General features: G+C 54.3%; 21 protein-coding genes and 1 other annotated feature. Of the genes, 1 reads left to right on the top strand and 20 read right to left on the bottom strand.

Features of this window, described 5'->3' with window-relative positions; genetic code table 11:
* Window positions 1-325: 325 nt before the first annotated feature.
* Entirely contained in the window at window positions 326-1,273 is a 948-nt protein-coding gene (locus VN24_RS19695; protein WP_045671813.1) for an RluA family pseudouridine synthase, read from the bottom strand.
* On the bottom strand, window positions 1,270-1,782 hold the full coding sequence (lspA, locus tag VN24_RS19690; RefSeq protein ID WP_045673487.1) for a signal peptidase II: 513 nt from the start codon (window positions 1,780-1,782) through the stop codon (window positions 1,270-1,272). Before lspA ends, VN24_RS19695 begins: the two co-directional genes overlap by 4 nt.
* Before the next feature lie 172 nt (window positions 1,783-1,954).
* Here lspA and VN24_RS19685 point away from each other — a divergent pair, with 172 nt between their 5' ends.
* Window positions 1,955-2,692: a TraR/DksA C4-type zinc finger protein gene (locus VN24_RS19685; protein WP_045671812.1), complete on the top strand. Its 738-nt coding sequence runs from the start codon at window positions 1,955-1,957 to the stop codon at window positions 2,690-2,692.
* Between the two features lie 5 nt (window positions 2,693-2,697).
* Here the strand turns inward: VN24_RS19685 and VN24_RS19680 are convergent, their stop codons facing one another.
* The 18 genes from VN24_RS19680 to murG all read right to left on the bottom strand — a co-directional run bounded on the left by VN24_RS19680 (window position 2,698) and on the right by murG (window position 22,212).
* On the bottom strand, window positions 2,698-3,030 hold the full coding sequence (locus VN24_RS19680; RefSeq protein ID WP_045671811.1) for a DUF5665 domain-containing protein: 333 nt from the start codon (window positions 3,028-3,030) through the stop codon (window positions 2,698-2,700).
* 443 nt (window positions 3,031-3,473) lie between these two features.
* Complete coding sequence (gene ileS, locus VN24_RS19675; RefSeq protein ID WP_045673486.1) at window positions 3,474-6,575, bottom strand: isoleucine--tRNA ligase; 3,102 nt, start codon at window positions 6,573-6,575, stop codon at window positions 3,474-3,476.
* Window positions 6,576-6,624: 49 nt separating this feature from the next.
* Window positions 6,625-6,909 (bottom strand) — a binding site (T-box leader).
* Between the two features lie 63 nt (window positions 6,910-6,972).
* On the bottom strand, window positions 6,973-7,473 hold the full coding sequence (locus VN24_RS19670) for a DivIVA domain-containing protein (RefSeq protein ID WP_045671810.1): 501 nt from the start codon (window positions 7,471-7,473) through the stop codon (window positions 6,973-6,975).
* An 89-nt stretch (window positions 7,474-7,562) separates the two neighbouring features.
* Window positions 7,563-8,354 carry a YlmH family RNA-binding protein gene (locus VN24_RS19665; protein WP_045671809.1) on the bottom strand — a complete coding sequence of 264 codons (792 nt, stop codon included), beginning with the start codon at window positions 8,352-8,354 and terminating at the stop codon, window positions 7,563-7,565.
* Window positions 8,355-8,366: 12 nt separating this feature from the next.
* On the bottom strand, window positions 8,367-8,633 hold the full coding sequence (locus tag VN24_RS19660; RefSeq protein ID WP_045671808.1) for a YggT family protein: 267 nt from the start codon (window positions 8,631-8,633) through the stop codon (window positions 8,367-8,369).
* A 7-nt stretch (window positions 8,634-8,640) separates the two neighbouring features.
* Window positions 8,641-9,087, bottom strand: coding sequence for a cell division protein SepF (locus VN24_RS19655; RefSeq protein ID WP_045671807.1), 447 nt, complete (start codon window positions 9,085-9,087; stop codon window positions 8,641-8,643).
* A gap of 2 nt (window positions 9,088-9,089) precedes the next feature.
* On the bottom strand, window positions 9,090-9,803 hold the full coding sequence (locus tag VN24_RS19650; protein ID WP_045671806.1) for a YggS family pyridoxal phosphate-dependent enzyme: 714 nt from the start codon (window positions 9,801-9,803) through the stop codon (window positions 9,090-9,092).
* Between the two features lie 6 nt (window positions 9,804-9,809).
* The gene (gene pgeF / locus VN24_RS19645) at window positions 9,810-10,670 is read right to left on the bottom strand and encodes a peptidoglycan editing factor PgeF (protein ID WP_045671805.1); all 861 of its coding nucleotides are present in this window, start codon (window positions 10,668-10,670) and stop codon (window positions 9,810-9,812) included.
* A gap of 110 nt (window positions 10,671-10,780) precedes the next feature.
* On the bottom strand, window positions 10,781-11,065 hold the full coding sequence (locus VN24_RS19640; RefSeq protein ID WP_045671804.1) for a YlmC/YmxH family sporulation protein: 285 nt from the start codon (window positions 11,063-11,065) through the stop codon (window positions 10,781-10,783).
* A gap of 241 nt (window positions 11,066-11,306) precedes the next feature.
* A complete protein-coding gene (gene sigG, locus VN24_RS19635; protein ID WP_045671803.1) occupies window positions 11,307-12,089 on the bottom strand; it encodes an RNA polymerase sporulation sigma factor SigG in 783 nt (260 codons plus the stop codon).
* Window positions 12,090-12,617: 528 nt separating this feature from the next.
* On the bottom strand, window positions 12,618-13,340 hold the full coding sequence (gene sigE, locus VN24_RS19625; protein ID WP_045671801.1) for an RNA polymerase sporulation sigma factor SigE: 723 nt from the start codon (window positions 13,338-13,340) through the stop codon (window positions 12,618-12,620).
* Between the two features lie 60 nt (window positions 13,341-13,400).
* Entirely contained in the window at window positions 13,401-14,324 is a 924-nt protein-coding gene (gene spoIIGA, locus VN24_RS19620; protein ID WP_338012189.1) for a sigma-E processing peptidase SpoIIGA, read from the bottom strand.
* A gap of 854 nt (window positions 14,325-15,178) precedes the next feature.
* Window positions 15,179-16,297, bottom strand: coding sequence for a cell division protein FtsZ (ftsZ, locus tag VN24_RS19615; protein ID WP_045671800.1), 1,119 nt, complete (start codon window positions 16,295-16,297; stop codon window positions 15,179-15,181).
* A 14-nt stretch (window positions 16,298-16,311) separates the two neighbouring features.
* Entirely contained in the window at window positions 16,312-17,553 is a 1,242-nt protein-coding gene (gene ftsA / locus VN24_RS19610) for a cell division protein FtsA (RefSeq protein ID WP_045671799.1), read from the bottom strand.
* 284 nt (window positions 17,554-17,837) lie between these two features.
* Window positions 17,838-18,596 (bottom strand): cell division protein FtsQ/DivIB, encoded by a 759-nt coding sequence (locus VN24_RS19605; protein WP_052703216.1) that lies wholly within the window; start codon window positions 18,594-18,596, stop codon window positions 17,838-17,840.
* 98 nt (window positions 18,597-18,694) lie between these two features.
* Window positions 18,695-19,978 carry a UDP-N-acetylglucosamine 1-carboxyvinyltransferase gene (gene murA, locus VN24_RS19600; protein WP_045671798.1) on the bottom strand — a complete coding sequence of 428 codons (1,284 nt, stop codon included), beginning with the start codon at window positions 19,976-19,978 and terminating at the stop codon, window positions 18,695-18,697.
* Window positions 19,979-19,993: 15 nt separating this feature from the next.
* On the bottom strand, window positions 19,994-20,899 hold the full coding sequence (gene murB / locus VN24_RS19595; protein ID WP_045671797.1) for a UDP-N-acetylmuramate dehydrogenase: 906 nt from the start codon (window positions 20,897-20,899) through the stop codon (window positions 19,994-19,996).
* Between the two features lie 206 nt (window positions 20,900-21,105).
* Window positions 21,106-22,212: an undecaprenyldiphospho-muramoylpentapeptide beta-N-acetylglucosaminyltransferase gene (gene murG, locus VN24_RS19590; protein WP_045671796.1), complete on the bottom strand. Its 1,107-nt coding sequence runs from the start codon at window positions 22,210-22,212 to the stop codon at window positions 21,106-21,108.
* Window positions 22,213-22,216 lie beyond the last annotated feature (4 nt).

The following is a 22,216-nucleotide window of genomic DNA, read 5'->3' as shown; positions in this document are numbered from 1 at the left end:
TTACGCTTCTCATTCCATTTTCGACTTGCCCTGCTGTTTCCGGCAGCACCGTAGAGGTGCAAAAAAAGCTCCTTGCCGCTAACAGCAAGGAGCTTCCAGACGCGATGATCCGAAAGCCGGGCCGCCCCCTCCATCAGCCTGTCTGAATACAGCGGTCTAAGCCGCGCTTCAATGTGAAGGAGGATCGTTCTGCCCGGCCGCATCATCGGCCTATTATTCACGCTACCTTGCCAGCCTCTCGGGACTGAGTTAAAGGTACTGCCTTTATCAAAAGGATTATCCCACGTTCGACAAAAGATGTCAAGACCGTCATCTACCTTAGTAGTTACCTCAGGCGCAGCGAAGTGAGCACGTGCTCCATATCGGCCGGAATCGGCTCTTCGAATTCCAAGTATTCGCCGCTGCGGGGGTGGACGAAGCCGAGCACTGCCGCATGCAGCGCCTGGCCTTTCAAGTCGACCGTCTTGCTGCGCCCGTAAACCGGATCGCCGGCAAGCGGATGTCCGATATACTTCATATGCACCCTGATTTGATGGGTTCTTCCCGTCTCCAGCTGCAGCTCCACCAGCGTGTAATCGCCGAAGCGCTCCAGTACGGCGAAATGAGTAACGGCTTTCTTGCCGCCTTTGGAGGTGACGGTGAACATTTTGCGGTCCTGCACATCCCGTCCGATCGGCGCGTCGATCGTCCCGCGGTCATGCTGGAGATTATCGTGCACCAGCGCGATATATTTACGCGTAACCGAGTGCTCCTTCAGCTGCTCGGCGAGCGAAATATGGGCGCGGTCGTTTTTGGCGGCCATGAGCAGTCCCGAGGTGTCCTTATCGATCCGGTGCACGATACCGGGTCTTAGAACGCCGTTTATGCCCGAGAGATCGGTACAATGGTGCATCAGCGCATTGACGACGGTGCCGGAAGCGTGTCCCGGCGCAGGGTGCACAACCATGCCGCGCGGCTTGTTCAGCACGATCACGTCGCCGTCCTCGTACACGATTTCAAGCGGAATGTCTTCCGCCGTAATTTCCGCAATCTCGGCCTGCGGCACCGTGACCGATACGCAATCGCTTACCGCAACTTTATAATTGGCTTTTACCTGACGGCCGTTGACAAGCACGTTTCCGCCCGCGATCCAATCCTGCACCTGGGTGCGCGATACGGACGGATCTTCGGCCGACTCCGTTATGTACTTGTCCAGCCGTTCGCCCTTACGGTCCGCCGTTACGGTAAATTCCCACTCGTCTAAAGATTCCTGTTCATCAAATTCAACATTCATACGATTTTATTATCCTCGATTTCATGATCGGTTTGCCCGAGCTTTTCCGCTTTATCATTGCCGCTAAGCAGCGAATCGAGCACAATCAGCGCAACGCCGACTGTAATTCCAATGTCCGCAACGTTAAAGATCGGAAACGTGTAGCTTCCGAAATTTAATTGCAGAAAATCGACTACTTCCCCGTAAATCGCCCGGTCCAGGAAGTTGCCTACCGCTCCGCCAAGCACCATGCCGAGCGCCGTAATGAGCAGCAAGCTCCCGCTTTCGCGCGCGCGCCGAATGTACCAGACAATGCCTGCCACGACAATTAATGTAATGAACAGGAAAAAGTAGCGGGCGCCTTCAAAAATGCTGAACGCCGCACCTGTATTGCGGATCGAAGTCAGAACGAAAAAATTTCCGATAACGGGAATCTGCTCCCCGATGGTCATGTTGTTTGCCACGATTTTTTTGGTAATGAAATCAAGCACAAACACAATGATAGCGATCCAATAGGCGTATAATTTCACTTTCACCTGTTTCCCTCCTGTCGTCCCGAATATTGTAGCATATCTGTCCGCAGCCGGACCAGCGGGCAACCCCGCATCGCAATCCTGCTTTTTCCCAATGATCCCCATATTGAAAATGTTCTCCGCTGTCCACACTAAACGTAATTACTGATGAAAGCAGGTGTCAGCCACCATGGTGGAACGGCAATCCCTCTTTGCGCGTATGCGCGATAATTTGCTGCAGCAGCAGGCCGAAATCGAGCGGCGGCTCGAAAGCGGCGAGCATTACGGGCTCGCCTCCTCGCTTCGCGATAATACCGGCGAGCTGTCTTCAATCGATAACCACCCCGGGGATGTGGCGTCCGAAGTGTATGAACGGGGCAAAGATGTCGCCCTGCTGGAGCAGGACGATCTGCATCTTGTCCGCATCGGCCAAGCACTCGCCGCGATGGATGCCGGTACGTACGGCACTTGCCTTACATGCGGCAAGCCGATCCCGGCGGAACGTCTTGAAGCGATTCCGGAGACGCTTTATTGCGTCGATCATTCCCCGCGCCAGTACGTATCGCAGCGCCGCCCCGCGGAGGAGGATTATTTGGACAACCCGTTCGGCCGCTCCAGCCGCGACGATTACGGCTACAACGGTTTTGACGGCGAAGATGCCTGGCAAATCGTGGAGAGCTGGGGCAACTCCGATTCGCCGGCGATGGCAGAACGGCCGGGTGACAATTATGACCGGCTCGGCACCGAAGACGATGAGAACGACGGGTATGTCGAACCGCTCGAAAGCTTTCTGGCAACCGATATTACCGGCCGGCATGTAAGCGTCGTGCGCAACCGCGAATATTCGGCTTATATGCATGAGGGGGAAGGCGCAACGCTTGACGATCTTGCGGACGATTCCCGCGACGAATTGCGGTACGACGAATAGAGCGCTTAGTATGTTTTGCCTTCCAGCTGCACTTGGACGATCCGCACAAGATCGGCAATATAATCGCCGACGATCGGCAGGTTCAGCTTGCCAAGCGCCTGCAGCGCATACAGAATCGTCGCAGTGAAAAAGGTAAAGCCGATCGCGATTCCGACGCCGCGCGCCGTCCCGGCCAGCAGATTGCGCCAAATAAGCGATACCGGCCGGTTCAGCAGCGCAACATAATCGGCCATTTGCGACCTTTCCAGGTCCGCCGCAATTTTCTCCAGCCGCTTATTCAGCAGCGTGGCGGAAGAGCCATCGCCGCCTTCGCGAACGTCTTTTTCAGAGTTTGCCATTATTTGCACTCTCCTTAAGGTTTGGCCAAGGGCCAAACCACTTCGTAAGCATAAGCTCAGGTTTGGCCAAGGGCCAAACCACTTCGTAAGCATAAGCTCAGGTTTGGCCAAGGGCCAAACCACTTCGTAAGCATATGCTTAGGTTATGCCTCCGGCATAACCACTTCGTAAGCATATGCTTAGGTTATGCCTCCGGCATAACCACTTCGTAAGCACAGGCTTAGGTATTGCCGGAGGCAACACCTACCTCGTACCTTGGGTTATGCCGAGCAAGCTCATCTTAAGTTTGGCCGTCCGGCAATAACGATCCGGATCCGTTCTGCCGAACTTTGCCTCAGGCAAAAGAACGAGGCCGGTCCTTCGCCGCTGCGCGCCCGTCCAGGCGTCCGCGGCGAAAGATAACCCGGCTCTCGTTCTTTCGCTTTGTTTCCGATTAGTATAACCTATGCGCGGATCAAAATCCCAATTTCTTTGCCGCCCAGCTGTACGCGTTCCATCCCGGGATCCGCGCCGAACGACACGCTGCTCAGCAGCACGCTTCCCTGCAGCAAGTCGCCAAATGCTTGCAACGCCACTTGGAGCTCTTCGTCCGTATCAAGCACCAGATCGACCCTCTTCTCGATTGGCAGATCAAGCTTCTTGCGCGTATCCTGCACGGCGCGGATTACTTCCCGCACCCAGCCCTCCTGCTCCAGCACCGGCGTAATCTCGGTGTTCAGCGCAACCGTAAGTCCGTTGCCGGAAGCGGAGGCAAAGCCGGCTTTCGCCTGCTTCTCGACCAGCAGCTCGTCAAGCGCGATGTGCAGGCTTTCCCCTTCCGCAGGCTGGAAGTCGAGTCCCCCCGCTTGTACGGCAGCACGCGTCTGATCAGGAGAAAGAGATTTCAAATACCCTTGAATCGGGCCTACGTTTTTGCCGTATTTTTTGCCCGCCACTTTCAGGTTCAGCTTGAACGTGAAATCGACAAAACCACTGTCGGACGTTTCAATGACGATGTTTTTGACGTTGATTTCATCCTTGATGATCTCTTCATAACCGCCGAGATCGAATTCGCGGTCCAGCGACACGATCAGCTCCGGCAGCGGCTGGCGCGTCTTGATGCCCGTCTCGTTGCGGACGTTGCGCGCCAGCTCGACGATTTGCCGCGCCGTTTCCATATCGCGCTCCAGCTCCGGATCGATTGCCGCTTCTTCCGCGGAAGGATACGTGTCCAAATGCACGCTTTGGCCGCCGCCAAGGTTCACGTAGACGTCCTCGGCGATGAGCGGCGCGTACGGAGCAATGACACGCGAGAGGGTGATCAGCACGTGGCGCAGCGTTTCGTATGCCCATACTTTGTCTTCCGTCAGCCCGCTGCCCCAGAAACGGTCGCGGGAGCGACGGATGTACCAGTTGCTGAGCTCGTCGATGAAGCCCTCGATCGCTTTGGCCGGGTTCAGGAAGTCGTACCCTTCCAGTCCTTTCGTCACTTGACGCACCAGGCTGTTCAGCCGCGACACAATCCAGCGGTCCAGCTTCGCTTCGGACGGCTTGCCGCCGTGAACGGCCGGATCGTAGCCGTCGATCGACGCATACAGCGTATAGAAGGCGTGCGTGTTCACGATCGTATCGACCACTTTGGACTTCGCTTCGGCTACGATGCCGCGCGAGAAGCGCTTGCTGTTCCACGGCGCGCTGTCGGCGAGCAGTGACCAGCGGAACGCGTCCGTGCCGTATTCTTCGATGATCTCCCACGGATCGATCACGTTGCCTTTCGATTTGGACATTTTTTGCCCGTTCTCGTCGAGTACGTGCCCGGTAGAAATGACCGCTTTATAAGGCGCCTTGCCGTTGTACAGCGTCGACACGGCCAGCAGGCTGTAAAACCAGCCGCGCGTCTGGTCGATTCCTTCGCAGATGATGTCGGCCGGATACTGCTCGGCGAACTCCTGCTCGTTCTCGAACGGATAATGCTGCTGGGCGAACGGCATCGAGCCGCTGTCGAACCAGACGTCGATCACTTCCGGCGTACGGTTCATGACGCCGCCTTCGCAGTGCGGACAGTGCAGCTGCACTTCATCGACATACGGCTTGTGCAGCTCAAGCTCCAGCGACACATCATGGGCCGCCCGCTCACGCAAATCGTTAAGGCCGTGCGGCGCGTACTGGCCGTCACAGCTTTCGCAAACCCAAACGTTAAGCGGCGTTCCCCAATAACGGTTGCGGCTGATGTTCCAATCGACCAAATCTTCCAGGAACTTGCCGAACCGTCCTTCGCGGATATGGCCCGGATACCAGTCGACGCCTTTGTTGTTGGCAATCAGCTGATCTTTCACCGCCGTCGTCTCGATGAACCAGCTTTCCGTCGCATAGTAGAGCAGCGGCGTTTTGCAGCGCCAGCAGAACGGATAGCTGTGCTCGTAGCGCTCTTTGGAGAAGAGCAGCCCGCGCTCGCTGAGCATCTTCACGATTTGCACGTCCACATCGCCGTCCTTGACGAACCGTCCTGCCAGATCTGTTACCGCGTCGATGTAACGTCCGGAAGAGTTTACGACACTCAGCATGCCGATGCCGTTTTTGCGGGCCGCTTTGTAGTCGTCGTCGCCGTGCGCAGGCGCGATATGAACGATACCGGTACCGCTCGTATCGCTGACAAAATCGGCGGCGATGACGACATGGCCGTTCTCGACCGGAACATAGTTGAATGGCGGCTCATAAGAAAGGCCGGCCAGCTCCGATCCCTTCATCTTCTCCAGCACTTCCGGCTTGCTGTCTTTGAACACGCTCTCCAGCAGGTTTTCGGCCACAATGTAATGCTCGCCGTCCGATGAAACTTTCACGTACGTCATGTCCGGGTTAACGGCAAGCGCCGTATTCGCCGGCAGCGTCCAAGGCGTCGTCGTCCAAGCCAGTATAGAGGCGCCGCCGTCCTTTAAGCGGAACTTCACCGTGGCGCTTAAGTCCTTGACGTCCTCATAGCCCTGCGCCACTTCGTGCGAGCTGAGCGTCGTCTGGCAGCTCGGGCAGTACGGACTGACGCGGTGACCGCGGTACAGCAATCCATTGCCGTGAATGGTGGACAAAATGTTCCACACGCTTTCGATGTAGCTGTTTTTCATCGTGATATACGGGTTATCCAAATCCGTCCAGTAAGCGATCGCTTCCGTAAAATCGCGCCACTGGCGTTCATATTCAAATACGCTCTCTTTACATTTCGCAATAAAAGCTTCGACGCCGTAATTCTCGATTTCATGCTTTCCGGAGATGCCGAGCTGCTTTTCCACCCCGAGCTCGACCGGAAGTCCGTGTGTATCCCAACCCGCTTTGCGCAAGACGCGGTATCCCTGCATCGTTTTGTAGCGGCCGATAAAATCTTTGATGACGCGGCCGAGCACGTGTCCGATATGCGGCACCCCGTTCGCCGTCGGTGGCCCTTCATAAAAGACGAAGTTCGGCTTCCCTTCGCGGTTCACGATCGAATTCCGGAACGTTTCTTCCCGCTTCCATTTATCCAGCACGCGCAGATCGCGCACCCGCGCCCGTTCTTTTACATCGACTCTTTGCATCTTCAGATCCATCCTTTCTATCTCCAAAAAAAATAAAACCCCGTCCCTGTAAAGGGACGAGGTTAACTCGCGCTACCACCCTTGTTCCGTCCCACCGTCTATGAAACCAATCATAGCGCACATGTGAAAAACGGCACCTTAGCAGCGGACCCGAATACGATCCGCGTTCCCTGTAACGGGGGACGTCCGTCAGCGCTTAATGGACTATAGCCAGTCGTTCGGCGCCGCTTCTCGGAGAGGATATTCGGCTGAGGTTCGAACGCCGGCTTGCAGCAGATAACCGGCTCTCTGGGGAACGTCCCCGCAGCGTACTTGTTCTCGTCAACGAAGGTAAAGCATCCTATTGAATTGTAAATAAGATCGATTAGTTTCCTTATACACTATTCGCCGAGCGTTGTCAAATCGTTTGGCGGTGCGCCTGCTGGGTGGACTCGCTGGCCGTCTCCAGCTTGTCCCATCCGTCCATGCTGAGCAGTTCCAGCTGCGCCTCGACGAGCGTACGGAACCGGGCGCGGTAAATGGACGCCTGTTTCTTCAGCTCTTCCACTTCGAGCGCAACTTTGCGCGATTTCGCAAGCGAATCGTTAATGATGCGGTCGGCGTTCTTTTCCGACTCTTTCAAAATAAGCTGCGCTTCTTTCTTGGCGTTGTTGCGCACTTCGTCGGCCGCTTCCTGCGCCACAATGATCGTCTTACTTAACGTCTCTTCAATATTTGCAAAATGGTCCAGCTTCTCCTGCAGGGCGAAAATCTGGTTCTGCAGCTCTTTATTTTCCCGGATGACGGCTTCGTAATCTTTGATGACCTGATCAAGAAATTCATTCACCTGATCCTCGTCATAACCGCGCAATCGGCGCCCAAACTCTTTATTATGTATGTCCAATGGCGTAAGTGGCATTGGCGCACCTCCTTATGATATCTCGATAACCGTAAAATTGCGTTAAGATTTCGATTCGACGTCATACGGCAAAATTCCTGCCTCCGGAATCAAACAAATTTGCCGACTTTGACGCGAATGCGCCCTTTTTTCGTTACGCCGTCAATCTCGAGCACCTTGAAACGGCCCAGCCCCTTCATCGAAACGATGTCGCCTTCCTTCAGCGTTTTGGACGGATTTTCTTCCGTTTTCCAGTTCACCCTGCATTTTCCGGCGCGTATCGGATCGATAATTTTGCTGCGGCTGATCCGGTATACATCGCTGGCAACGCCGTCCAGCCGTAATGAAGCGACCGTAAACTGCATCTCTTCGAGCTTTACGTCGGCCGCCTTCAATTGATCCAGCGGAAGCAGCTCCGTCAAAACGTTAATCCGGTGCACCTGCCGCAAATGAATATTGAGAAAATCGGCAATCTCCTCGGCAACGAGACAATGGCAGCCTTCTTCGTGTACATGGATGTCGCCGATTACACCCCGCTTGATGCCAAGTCCGAGTATCGCTCCCATATAATCGCCGTGATCGAGCTCAAGATGACCGCCGGTGCCGCCATGGACCGCCAACACCGTTATGCCTGCCGGCTCATCGTCCAAATAACGGTATTCCGGCGCGATCAGCGCCCGACAGCGCTCCGCTCCTTCGTAGCCGCCGTCGAGTCGAATCTGCACGCCCGGCTCGCGCCCGGCTACCGAAGACAGAATCGAGGCCTGTCTCGGATCAAGAAAATCGGTCCGCCTCAGCTCGTGATGCTGCGCGGACCGTTCCACCCACTCTATTGCCCGGTCGACATACGTACGCTCTTCGGGATGAAAGTGTTCGTAAATCGCGTTGTTGTCCCTGTTCATGTCGCCCAATCCTTACACAAAGAAATTGATGACGCCGATAATGCCGTACGCAACAAACCGCAGTGCGAACAGAGCCACGATCGGGGAAATATCAAGCATCCCGCCAATCGGCGGAATAATGCGGCGAAATATGCTCAAATACGGTTCAACAAGCTTGCCGAGAAAATTCCCGATAAAGCTCTCGCGGGCGTTGGGCAGCCACGAGAGCAGGACGTAGCCGATGATCAGGTACGTGTAAATATTTTCCAGTAGATTGATGTAATTCTCGACTTGAGCCAAAAGCAGGTCACCTCATTTGTTTGTAATCGTCGTCAGCAAGCATTTCCGTTATGGTTCCCTGTATTTCAACCGTATCCGGCGTGCACAAAAAAATGTTCGGTCCCAGTTTTGAAATATTTCCGTTCAAAGCGTACACCGTTCCGCTCAGAAAATCGACGATACGGACCGCCAAATCCGTCCGAACCCGCTGCAGGTTGACGATAATGGCGCGCCGGGAACGCAAATGGTCGGCAATTTCCTGCGCTTCATCATAAGAGCGAGGTTCGTTCAATACGACCCGGACATTTTTTTGGGAATGAATGCTGACGATGTTGCCGCCTTTTGTTTGTTTACGTGCTTCCGCCGGAGAAGTTTCAACCTCCTGCTCATCGTGATGAACGACTTGCTCGCGCTCGACGATTTCCTCTTCGTCCTGCAGCCCGAGCATATTCATAAAACGGTTCATCATGCTCATCCTTATTCCTCCTCTTTCCCCACAAGAATAGTTCCGAGTCTGATCCAGGTAGCGCCTTCCTCGACGGCCACTTCAAAATCGCCGGACATCCCCATTGAAAGCTCCGTTAACGGCAGCGGCAGAATCGCCTTCTCGTTCAACTCTTCCTGTATTTCCCTCAATCTTTTGAAAACAGGGCGCGCCGTTTCCGGATCACCGCTGTGCGGAGCCATCGTCATCAATCCGACGGGACGTAACCCGGAATAAGAAACGAGTTCGGAGGCGAATTCATGGAGCGATTCCGGAGCGAGACCATGCTTGGACTCTTCGCCCGATACGTTCACCTGAATGAAGCAAGGTACTGTCAGCCCAAGCTTCTCCGCGCGCCTGGAAATTTCTTTGGCGAGCGAAAGCCTGTCCAACGAATGAATATATGTAAACTTGCCGATGACTTCTTTCACTTTATTCGTTTGCAGAGAACCGATAAAATGCCACACCGGCTGCGGTCCCGCCCATTGCCGATTGTCTCCGCTGACCGCTTCCCACTTCGCCTGCGCGTCCTGCCAGCGGTTCTCGCCCAAATGAGCGCAGCCGTTCTCCAACGCCTTGAGTGTCGTGTCGAGCGAAACATATTTTGTTACCGCGATCACGTTCACTTCCTCGCGGCTTCTTCCGCTGCGCCCGCAAGCTTCTTTAATACGACGATCCACTTCTTCGATACGCTGCTGCAGCGGCATCGATTGTCACCTGCTTTCCATTCCGATCCAGCTGGCCATCCGGCCTGTAGCCCCGCCTTCCATGCGGTGCGAGAAAAACAAGTCCCGCCTGCAGCCGGTACACCACTTTGTTACTTCGATATTCGACGGCAAAATTCCTGCTTTTATCATAATCTGTCGGTTTGTTTCTTTCAAGTCGAGATCTGCTTTGCCGTCCGCCTTGCAGGTAATCATGGCGTTTTCTTCCACTCCTTGCCGCTGCGCCAGTCCGCCGACGAGCGTCCGCATCCTCTCGAGTGCCGCTCCGCCGACTTCGTAACAGCAGGAGCCGATCGAAGGCCCGATCGCGCCGAGTACTGTTTCCGGCCGGCATCCGTAAGCTGCGGTCATCGACTCCACCGTCCTCAGTGCAATTTCCTCCGCCGTCCCTCTCCAGCCGGCATGAGCCAGCGCAACGACTTTCTTCAGCGGATCGTAGAAATATAGCGGCACGCAATCGGCATAAAACGAAACGAGCAGCGTTCCCGGCTCATCGGTCATGAGCGCGTCTGTGTCCGCAATCGCTGATTCCCTGTCTGCTCTGCCGCGACCCCGGTCGCCCGCCTCCACTTTATGGACGGCGCTGCCGTGCACCTGTTCGGCGCATGTCCACGCCTCAAACGGCCAGCCGAGCCGCTGCGCCACCCGCTGCCGGTTGCGGACGACCGCAGCCGGATCATCGCCGACATGAAGGCCCAGATTAAGCGACTGCCAGGGGTCCCCGCTTTCGCCTCCGTTTCTCCCGGTAAACCCGGCTGTAAGTCCCTCTCCTCTATTTACCCATGAAGACAATAAAAAAAGCGAAGCTTCCTCCGCTTGAATCGATGCTGCCTGTACAAACGGTTCCATTCCTCTCACCTCTGCCATAGTGTACCATAAACGGCAACCGAATAGATGCGCGGGGCGCGAAATTCTGGCTTGGCAACGGCTTGCGGCAAACGAAACAAAGCCGCAACGCTTTACAGCTGCGGCTTCGTCTGCAAATCGTCGTCTTCACTTTTGTATGCCTTGCTCTCCTCCAGCCGCACGAGTACGACATCCGCTCCGATCTTGACGATATTCCGCCAAGGAATAATAAGGTCCGCCCCGCTGCCGAACATGCCGAAAAACTTCGTGTAATTCGGGACGACGATCGAGTCGATCCGTCCCGCGCGCAAATCCAGCTCCAGATCGCTGATTTGTCCGAGCTTTTTGCCATCCACAATGTTGACAACGTCCTTCGTCTGAAAATCGGATATTTTCATGCTGCTCCCGCCCCTCCCACAAGCAATAACCGACGGTGACGTTCTCTTATAAATATATGAAAGATTTCCGCAAAAAGCCCATTCCCGCACAAACTTATTCGGCGCCTCATCCGGCTTGCGCCGCAGCGTTCATGGCGAGTCACAACCTCCAGGCAAATTGCGCTCCGTCCGGATCCCGGCTGCTGAACGGCACAGACGAGGGGTATGATGAAAAAAGGCGCCCGAGGGCGCCATTAGCGGGTTATGTTTTTACATGCTTCTGCAGCTGCTGAATGGCGGACTTCTCCAGCCGCGACACTTGCGCCTGGGAAATGCCGATTTCGTCGGCCACCTCCATCTGCGTCTTTCCCTCAAAAAAACGCATCGACAAAATCATTTTCTCCCGTTCGTTCAGCTTGCGCATCGCTTCCCGGAGCGCGATCTCTTCGATCCAGGAGACGTCTTTGTTACGGTCGTCGCTGATTTGATCCATCACATAAATGGGATCGCCGCCGTCATGATAGATCGGCTCGAACAGCGATACCGGATCCTGGATTGCATCGAGGGCGAAGACGATATCTTCCTTCGGCACATTGAGCGCTTCGGATATTTCGAATATCGTCGGTTCGCGTGAGTTCTGATTGGTGAGGCTGTCCCGGATTTGCAGCGCCTTGTAGGCAATATCCCGCAAGCTTCGCGACACGCGGATCGGATTGTTGTCCCGCAGGTAGCGCCGGATTTCGCCGATAATCATCGGCACCGCATAGGTCGAGAACTTGACATTTTGGCTTAAGTCGAAGTTATCAATGGCTTTCATAAGTCCAATGCAGCCGACCTGAAACAGGTCATCCACAAACTCCCCCCGGTTATTGAAACGCTGGATGACGCTCAGGACAAGCCTCAAATTTCCGTTCACCAGTTTCTCTCTGGCAGTCCACTCGTTCTGGGTCTGAAGAGCTGTGAACAGCTCCCGCATTTCGGCATTCGTAAGGACGGGCAGCTTTGCGGTATCCACTCCACAAATCTCAACTTTATTTCGGGTCAATGTGATAACCTCCCAAGGAGAAACATTACTGTACATTATCTCCTTGGACTTCACTTTTATTCCTGCGGCGGCTTTTTCGGGCAGTGCGAAAAGGGCGAATGAATCGTGCCACCAGGTTTAAAAAAAACCGTCCGGGCAGGCTATCGCGGCAAATCCTGATTCGGCGCTTGAACATAAAACGTTCCGATCTTGATGAAGATAACGGAGGATATTTTTCTTTCCGCCCGCCCGCTTACTCGCTGTACAAAGGATTCGATAAGAAACGGATAATCGGATTGCCGGGAGCGCACAATACGTTTCAGCTTATGTGAAAGGAGGGGTCAGGCAAAATGCCCAATCAAAAAGGAAAAGGAAATAAAAACAACGGCCAGAACCGTTCCAATAAAAAAAGCAGCAGTTCGAGCGGCGGCGAGAGCGAGAACTAACGATCGGTCCCCGTCATTCGCGGGCGATGCTGTCTAACCGCCAAAGAACCCGGTCTCCTTGGAGGGAGAACCGGGTTCTCTTGCAAACGGAATCCGCGTTTTATTACACCATTTTGTTGAATTCCTTGCGCAGCCGTTTGATGATTCTTTTTTCCAGCCGCGAAATGTAGGACTGCGAAATGCCGAGCAAATCCGCAACATCCTTCTGCGTCTTCTCTTCCCCATCGGCCAGTCCGAAGCGGAGCTCCATAATGATCCTCTCCCGTTCCGTAAGCTTATCGAGCGCTTTATGAAGCAGCTTGCGGTCGACCTGCTCCTCAATGCCGCGCGTGATCGTGTCGTTCTCGGTCCCCAGTACGTCGGAGAGCAGCAGCTCGTTGCCATCCCAGTCAATGTTCAGCGGCTCATCGAACGACACTTCGGTCCGCGTCTTGCTGTTGCGCCGCAAATACATTAAAATCTCGTTCTCGATACACCTGGACGCGTAGGTGGCCAGCTTTATTTTTTTCTCCGGATCGAACGTATTGACCGCCTTGATTAAACCGATCGCACCGATCGAAACGAGATCCTCAATGTTGATGCCGGTATTTTCAAACTTGCGGGCGATATAAACGACGAGCCGCAAATTGCGTTCGATCAGCATCGCGCGGATGGCCGTATCGCCTGACGGCAGCTTTTCCAGCAGATACTCTTCTTCTTCGCGCGTCAGCGGCGGCGGCAGCGCCTCGCTGCCTCCGATATAATAAATTTCATCGCTTTTTAGTCCGAATAAAAATAAAACCCGATAATAATATAGCTGAAGTATGAGTCTCCACTTGACGAGCATTAGGCCCATCTCCTTCCCAAAATGTGTGCCATTGGCCTATTTCCCGTCCGCCGTTTTCGGTTATTGAACCAGCGACGGATGAATGATTGCCTGATAAGCACCGTCAGCTACCAGTTTCCCGCCGTCGAGTCCAATCAGCACTCGACTTGATTGTATCGTCCGGCCTTCGCGCTCGATTTGAACGGTATCCGGTTTCATGGCGAGCATAAACTGGCTTCCTTTGTTTACGCCCCGGTAAGGAACGAGCCGCAGCCGGTCCTGCCAGACAAACGGCTCTTCTCCCATTCCCGCTATAAGCCGGTCCACTTCGGAATCCCGAATCCGCTGCAGCCACGATGCCGGCAGCTCTTCCTTCCACACCTCCGCTTCCATCACCATGACCGGCGTTCTTGTGAGCGGGTCGTAGAGCTGATTGCCCGTGTCGATTAACCCGACGCAGGTGTGGACCCGGCCTTCAATCGTCACGGTCACTTCGGCCAAATGAGAAAGGACGAGCGCTTTTTCCCGCCGCTGCGTCAAAACAGACCGGTACACATATAAGCCAATGCAGAAGACCGAGAAGAAAAAGACAAGCCCCATCTTTAGCTCAACGATCATGATTCCGTTCACGTACGTAATCGTTTTCCATAATTCGTCCGAACCTTGCATGAGCAGGTAATGAATACCGATAATTGCGCCGGCGGCTGTAAAATTTACGGCATAAAACGCCGCAACATGTCGGGTATACCCTCGCAAATCGGTATATCCGAAAGCTACCGCCACCATCAACAGGGAGATCAGCACTTTAACGATAACGGTAAACAAAATCGACAGCGGCGGAAACAGCATCAGCACGACGTAACTGGCGCCGATCGCCGCCGCCGCAAGCACTCTCAAAGGGCGAGCCCGTACACTTCGGGTCCAGGCGGTTACGAGCAGAACGCTGCCATCCACCAACATTTCTCTCACAAACATTACATCGATATATAAGGCCAGCGCAGTCACCTTCCTGCCGTTTCCGTCATCAGCACGAACGTTCTTCTGAGAGGGAACGATTGAAATTAGTATATTTGAATCCTATTTCAATGTCTGTCTAAACATGCCGTCATGACAGATCTTTTTTTGTCGATGAGGTGGGGGAAGCGTGGTGGAATTGTGGCGCTGCGCGGGCAGTTTGATCTTACGATCGCTGTTGCAGACGGATTGCTTTGATTGTATGAACCCTTAACAGGGTTGCAATCCGTCTGCAAAGGCGAACGCTCCGCTTCTCCAGATTCAAACTGCCCGCTCCGCTCGCATTCCACCATGCTTTTAGAGTGAAGAGAAGGGGCAAAGGCAAAGAGTCTTTGCCTTTGTCCTTGCTGGAACCGGACTGAAGTCTTGTTCGATTTTTTTAATGGCATGAATAACTTAATTTTGAAATATTAAGGCGAAAAACTTGGAATAAATGCTTGTCTTGGTTGTGAACCCAGCCGCATGGAATCGACGCGAGCGGACACAGGATCCGCTATGTCCCTCTAATTATCCGTTTTTTGACTATATGTGGACAGACGATCCGTTATTGGCTGTGAAACTTCACAAATTGGTTGATCAACTGTCACACTTCTGTTCTTTTTCTCGCTCATCTCTTCGTCAATTATTGATTTCTTTATTGAGCTAATATTAACGGCATAAATTACTACACATTTTCTTCCAAATTAAAAAATCCCGCACCGCCGTTTAACAGGCGGTACGGGATTAAACTGAAATAAGTGCGGATATTGTTCCGGTCCGTGCTGTGGAGCGCCGACGGCTTAGCTAACGCAGCGGACTGTCCGCTTGCGCCGGCTTTGCGCGGTTAGGGGCGCTTCAGCTGCGTCCTAGCGGTCGCCGCGCGGACGGTTGCGCAGAAATGCCGGAATGTCCAGTTGATCGCTGGATACGGTGCTTCCGAACGGCTTCAGGCTGGAGGCGCTCGAAGAACGCTGCTCATGCTGCTCCGGAGCCGGTTGCGCTTGCGGACGGCGGGCGACCGACGGTGCCGACTTGTGCTCGAACCCGGTCGCGATAACCGTCACTTTAATCTCGTCTTTCAAATCTTCGTCGATGATAGCACCGAAAATCATATTCACTTCCGGATCGGAAGCTTCAATGACGATCTCAGCCGCCTCGTTGACCTCATAGAGCGAGAGGTTGTTGCCTCCCGTAATGTTCATAATAACGCCGCGGGCGCCGTCGATCGACGTTTCCAGCAGCGGGCTCATAATCGCTTTGCGGGCAGCCTCCGCCGCGCGGTTCTCTCCTGTTGCAATGCCGATGCCCATAAGCGCCGAACCGCGCTCGGTCATAATCGTTTTGACGTCGGCAAAGTCAAGGTTAATGAGACCCGGAACGGCAATCAAGTCGGAAATGCCTTGAACGGCTTGCCGCAGCACGTTGTCCGCCTCGCGGAACGCCTCCAGCATCGGCGTCTTTTTGTCGACGATTTCGAGCAGCCGGTCGTTCGGAATAACGATCAGCGTGTCGACTTTCTCCTTCAGCGCTTCGATGCCGAGTTCCGCTTGTCCGGAACGTTTGCGGCCTTCAAAGGTGAACGGCCGGGTCACAACGCCTACCGTCAGCGCGCCGCATTCGCGCGCAATTTCAGCGATAACCGGCGCTGCACCGGTCCCGGTGCCGCCTCCCATGCCGGCGGTAACGAACACCATGTCCGCGCCCTTCAGCGTGTTGCTGATCAGATCGCGGGACTCTTCCGCCGCTTTCTTGCCTACTTCCGGATTGGCTCCAGCGCCAAGTCCGCGCGTCAGCTTATCGCCAATTTGCAGCTTATGTTCCGATTTTGCCAAATTAAGCGCCTGCGCATCGGTATTTACCGTAATAAACTCCACGCCTTTAACGCCGTTGTCAATCATTCGGTTCACCGCGTTGCTGCCGCCGCCGCCGACACCGATCACTTTAATCTGCGCCAGCGTTTCTACATCAATATCGAACTCCAACATTATATTTCCCCCGATCAGATGAATTCGCTAAACATATTTTTAATCCGCTCAATCATGCCGGGTTTAGGAGCTGCGACGGCTCCCGGCTTACGGCTTGCCTGCTTCTTCGCCGCACCGGAACTGCGGATCGCCATATATTTCGAAACGTACTGAATAATTCCGACCCCGCTGCTGAAAGCCGGGTCCCGCACGCCGATATAATCAGGCACTGCGATTCGGACTGACGATTCCAGCTCCTGCTGGGCCAGCGTAAGCGTATCGGCCAAGCTAACCGAGCCGCCCGTGAGAACATACCCGTTTATTTTGTCACCGAAACCTAACCGCTTCACTTCTTGACGCACCATATAAAAAATTTCCTGCATACGCGGTTCAATAATGCTGGCCAAATCAACCTGGGAAAATTCCTTTTCCACGTTGCTTCCCATACGCATCACTTTAAAGCGCAGGTCCTCGGCCGCATCGGATGCCAGAGCGCAGCCGTATTTCAGCTTGATTTTCTCCGCCTGCTCCGTTTGCGTACGCAGTCCGTACGAAATGTCGTTGGTCACATATTCCCCGCCGATCGGCAGAGTTGACGTTGCGGCAATCCCGCCTTGTTCGAAGATGGCCAGCGTTGTCGATCCCGCGCCGATATCGACGAGAACCGTGCCGATCGCTTTTTCGTCCTTCGTAAGCGACATGACGCCGGAAGCAAGAGACATCAGAATAACACCGGAAATATGAAGGCCGGCTTTCTCCACGCACCGTATCAAATTATGTAATGCCGTCTTTGCTCCGGTGACAATGGTTGCTTCGACTTCCAGTCGCACTCCGATCATGCCTCTCGGGTCGGAAATGCCTTCCAAGCCGTCTACCAGAAACTGCTTGGGCACCAAATTGATAATTTCGCGTTCCGGAGGAAGTGCGACCACTTTGGCCGCCTGAAGGACGCGTTCGATGTCTTCTTCCGTTATTTCGCGGTCCTCGTTGGATACGGCGACTACACCATGGTTCGTCTGCAAAGATATATGATTGCCCTGAATGCCGACATAAACATCCGATATCTGTATATCAACCATCCGCTCAGCATGTTCAACCGCGCTGCGGATCGAATGAACCGTCTGGTCAATATCGACAATAGCACCTTTGCGTATCCCTTCCGAATCGGCAGATCCAACCCCAATAATATTAATGGCTCCGTTGTTCACTTCGCCAATAATAACACGAACCTTGGATGTACCGATGTCCAAACTGACGATGATGTCGTTGCTGCTCAACCCCCGGCACCTCCGTTTCAAATAAATATATTCGGTATGGTTGAAAAATCATTTCTACATATTCAACATGAATGGAAGTATCCCTCTTTTTTCAACAAACTTTTCATGATGAAGTCTTTTCCAGTAGAAAAAAGGAGAAAAACGTCGGATTGCGTCCCCGCGGTCGGCTCCAAAATGCCGGGAAAGGGCGCTGCAGAGGTATTTTCACCCCTTGCCTGCCGGGATGAAGGGACAATCCCATAAATAAAATTCTACCATTCTTTAAAGCGCTTGAAAAGGCTATCTCATTCAATATCCGGCGCGTTTTGTTCGCCGTCATCCTGCAGCGGATGAAACGGAACGTACGTATCGGCCAGAAGCATCGTAATGCGTCCCGGTTCCTGTTCTTCCACGACAGCGTTAAGGGAAGAGATTTTATCCTTCAGCAGCGACGCCGCCGTAATGACTTCAAACCCCGTGCGGGTGTATATTTTGATCCGGTCCGGATAGGCGTTGGAAGGGAATGGCATAATCTCGGACAGATCCTCTATTTCTTTCCCGCCGATGCCGGCTAGCTCCTTGCAAAGCTGAGCCTTGATCGGGTCGTCGCTTCTCCAGCCGGAAAGGACCGGTTTGTCCACGACAGCGTCTCCAGATACGGCAACCGTCGATCCGCTGGAAAGAATCGCAGTCAGCGCTCCCTTGTCCGATAATTCAAACGCGACCGCCGGATACTCCTTTACTTTTATATCGACTTCGCCGGGAAAACGCTTTGTGATCGTCGCGCTTTCGACAGCTTTCAGTTCCTTGATCCGCTTTGCAATCGTTGACGACAACGTGCCGTAAAAGGCGTCCCCGACTTTGATGCCCGCCGCTTCTTTAATGTCCGCCGCCGGCGTATACAGCTCTCCCTGCACCGTTACGGACGAAATTTTACTGATGGGGGAATTAAAGAACAATACCGACAGTAAAATGATAAAAAGCAGCAGCAGCACAAGCAGCAGCTTCCGGTTGCCCCGGCGTTTAACGGCAGGTTCTTTTAACATGGGCATCGGTTCATTCAAAGCTCGTCCCCCGCTTTCGCAAACGCATGACGGCTCGCCCGCGCCGTGCGCCGTTAACGAAACCGTCACTTTTGTTAATCTGTTCCTGTCAATTATGCTTAATTCGGAACGACGCCGTTATCCGGCACCGGCGTATAGCGGATAATCCGCGCGCCCAGACGCGAAAGCATATCCTCAATCCGGTCATAGCCCCGATCAATATGATGCACTTGTTCCACGATCGTCCGTCCTTGCGCAGCCAATCCGGCGATGACAAGCGCGGCCCCGGCACGAAGGTCCGTCGCTTCCACCGTGGCCCCGTACAGTCTGGGGACCCCGCGGATAAAAGCGGCATTGTAGTCCACGCGTATATCCGCTCCCATCCGGCTGAGCTCGTCGACATGCTTGAAACGGCCTTCGAAGATCGTTTCTTTCATGATGCTCACTCCGTCGGACAGCGCGAGCAGCACCATCACCTGGGACTGCAAATCAGTCGGGAATGCGGGATACGGCGATGTGACGATCCGTTCAACCGCTTTAGGGCGTGCTGCTCCGTCAACTTTAATTATATCACCGTCGACTGAAATTTGAACACCGCTGCGTCGCAGCACATGAATGAGCGACGTCAGATGAGCCGGATTAACCTGCTCGAGATTAACTTTGCCGCGGGTAGCCGCGGCCGCCACCATCACGGTACCGGCTACGATCCGGTCGGGAATGACGTCATAATGGCAAGGCTTCAGCGATTCCACGCCTTCCACCGTAATCGTATCGGTGCCGGCCCCGATGATTCTTGCTCCCATCGCGTTCAGAAAACGCTGCAAATCCTGAATTTCCGGTTCGCGGGCGGCATTGCTGATCATCGTGCGGCCTTCGGCCAGCACCGCGGCCATCATAATATTCTCGGTTGCGCCGACGCTAGGGAAGCTTAGATGAATATCGGCTCCGCGCAGCTTCTCCGCACGGCAGCTGATCCGGTTTCCCTGCTCCTCAATATGAGCTCCGAGCGCGCGCAATCCTTCCAGATGCAGGTCGATCTTCCGTTCACCGATGGCACAGCCGCCCGGCTGGTAAATATGCACTTCGCCGAATCGTCCAAGCAGCGGTCCCATCAGAAAAATCGACGACCTCATCTGCTTCATCAGCGCTTCGGGAATATGGGTATGGAAGGCTGAAACCGTGTTTAACACGACCGTTTGCCCATTGTGCTCGGCGCGGCAGCCAAGCTCCCGCAAAATGTCGAGCATCACGTCGATATCAAGAAGCTTGGGCACGTGACCGATCGTCACCGTGCCGCTGACGAGCATGCTTGCGGCCAATATCGGTAGAGCGGCATTCTTTGCTCCCTGGATAACAATGGTTCCTGAGAGAGGTTGCCCGCCTTCAATCACCAATTTGTCCAATGTATCACCTCCAGATTACCGCTCACCCACCACCAATACTTCAGGCACCAGTTCGACTCCGAAGCGGTCTTTGACGGTGCTGCGAATGTAATTCATGAGGGTGAGAACATCTTCAGCCGTTGCCTGCCCGGTGTTGACAATAAAATTGGCATGCTGGGGGGATACTTCCGCTCCTCCGACACTCATTCCTTTAAGTCCGGCTTCTTCCACCAGCTTGGCGGCATACTGCCCCGGCGGATTGCGGAATACGCTTCCCGCGCAGGGAAGCTGCAGCGGCTGCGTCCGGAGCCTCCGATCCTTATAAGAAGCCAGCGTAGCGGCGATCTCCTTGCGTTCGCCTTCGGCCAGCTCAAAGGTCGCTTCCAGAACGGTCCCCATCCGTTCGTGCAAAATCGAATGGCGGTACGAAAACTTCATGTCCTCCCGGTTCCAGGTAACCAATTCCCCTGTATCCAGAACAATCTCGGCTGATTTGAATATACGCGACACATCTGACCCGTGAGCTCCCGCATTCATATATACGGCGCCGCCGACCGAGCCCGGAATACCTCCCGCGAATTCCAGACCGGTCAGCCCGTGCTTACCGGACATGACGGACAGCTTGATGAACGAATACGAAGCGCCGGCATGAACAATGCCGCCGTCGAAGCGTACATAATCAAGGCCTTTGCCGGGCTTGATTACGACGCCCCGAATTCCTTTGTCCGTCACAAGCATGTTGGAACCGCGGCCCAAATTCGTCCACGGCACCCCATGCTTGCGAAGCAGCCGGACCGCCGTCAGCAGCTGTTCTTTGTTCTCCGGGACGATCAGAAAATCGGCGGGTCCGCCGATCTTCCAGGTGGTGTAATCGGAAAGAGCGACGTTTTGCCGCACTTCTCCGACCGGGGCCTGCTGTAATTCCTCTAATAGTTGTAACATGTCCGAACCTCCTTCTGCTGCATGCGATTTTATTCCGGATAACGAAGAGAAGGGCGTGGTCCCCACCGATAAGAATACAAAAGCGGTGCTGACAGATACGGCAACCGGCCGCCTTGGTAGACGGTCACGATTATAGAGTATCTTATGCCCCCCGCTTATCGAGTGTGACAATCGCCCGCAGGTGTGAAAAAGGAAATGAAAGCTATTTACTTGCGCTTCATCCGTTTCAGCTCGCCGGCTAAAATCGAAGCCGAATCCGGCATGCCGAGCCGTTTGGCCGCTGTACGCATCTTCTGCAAGCGCGCCTTATCTTTCAATATCGTATCGATCCGCTCCAGAAGGAGCGGCCCGCTGAGTTCACGCTCGAGCACCATTTCGGCCGCTCCCGCTTCCATCAGGCTGCGGGCATTCGCCTCTTGGTGATTGTTGGTCACGTTGGGTGAAGGAATTAATATCGACGGCATGCCAAGCGCGGTCATTTCCGCCAGCGACGAGGCGCCGGAGCGGCTGACGACAAGTGTGGATGCCGCAAGTACTTCAGGCATATTGTTCAAATAAGGGACAAGATGCAAATACGGAATCGGTCCGGCTGACACTTTCTTTATTTGTTCCGTCGTGCGTTCATAATAAATTTCCCCGGTTACAAAAACGAATTGGACATCCTTCAGCCGCCCCAGCAGCGGAGCCATCTCGATCATTGCCTCATTGAAAGCGCGCGCCCCTCGGCTGCCGCCGACCATCAGCACAACGGTGCTGTTATCGGGCAAACCGAGCGAAGCGAAGCCTTTGCTTCTGCTTGCGCGCAGCACGTGTGTAGCGCACGGATTGCCGGCATAGACCGTACGTTTGGCACGTTCAAAATGACGTTCGGACTCCTTGAAGCTGACCGCGACGACATCGGCGTAACGGGCCAGAAAGCGGTTCGTCAGTCCGGGAATCGCATTTTGCTCGTGAACGAGAGTCGGAATGCCAAGCTTTGCGGCCGCATAGACGACGGGACCGCACACATAACCACCCGTACCGACCACCGCGTCGGGCTTGAATTCCCGCAGCAGCTTTTTGGACCGTCTCACCCCTTGCAAGAAACGAAGCACGGTGCGGACATTTTCAAAGGAGAGCTTTCTGCGGAACCCCGTAATGTCAATCGCCTCAAACGGGATGTCCTGCTCCGGCACAATCCGGCTTTCAAGCCCTTTCTTCGTCCCGATGTAGAGCAGCTTTGTTGCGGGGTCTTCCTGTGTCAATTGCCGGCCGACGGCGACCGCGGGATAAATATGCCCGCCGGTGCCTCCTCCGGTCAGTACGATACGCATTAGC

The sequence above is a fragment of the Paenibacillus beijingensis genome, from assembly GCF_000961095.1.
Classification (GTDB): Bacteria; Bacillota; Bacilli; order Paenibacillales; family Paenibacillaceae; genus Paenibacillus_O; species Paenibacillus_O beijingensis.
The sequence above is the reverse complement of the archived record's forward strand: the minus strand, read 5'-3'. Positions and strand labels throughout refer to the sequence as shown.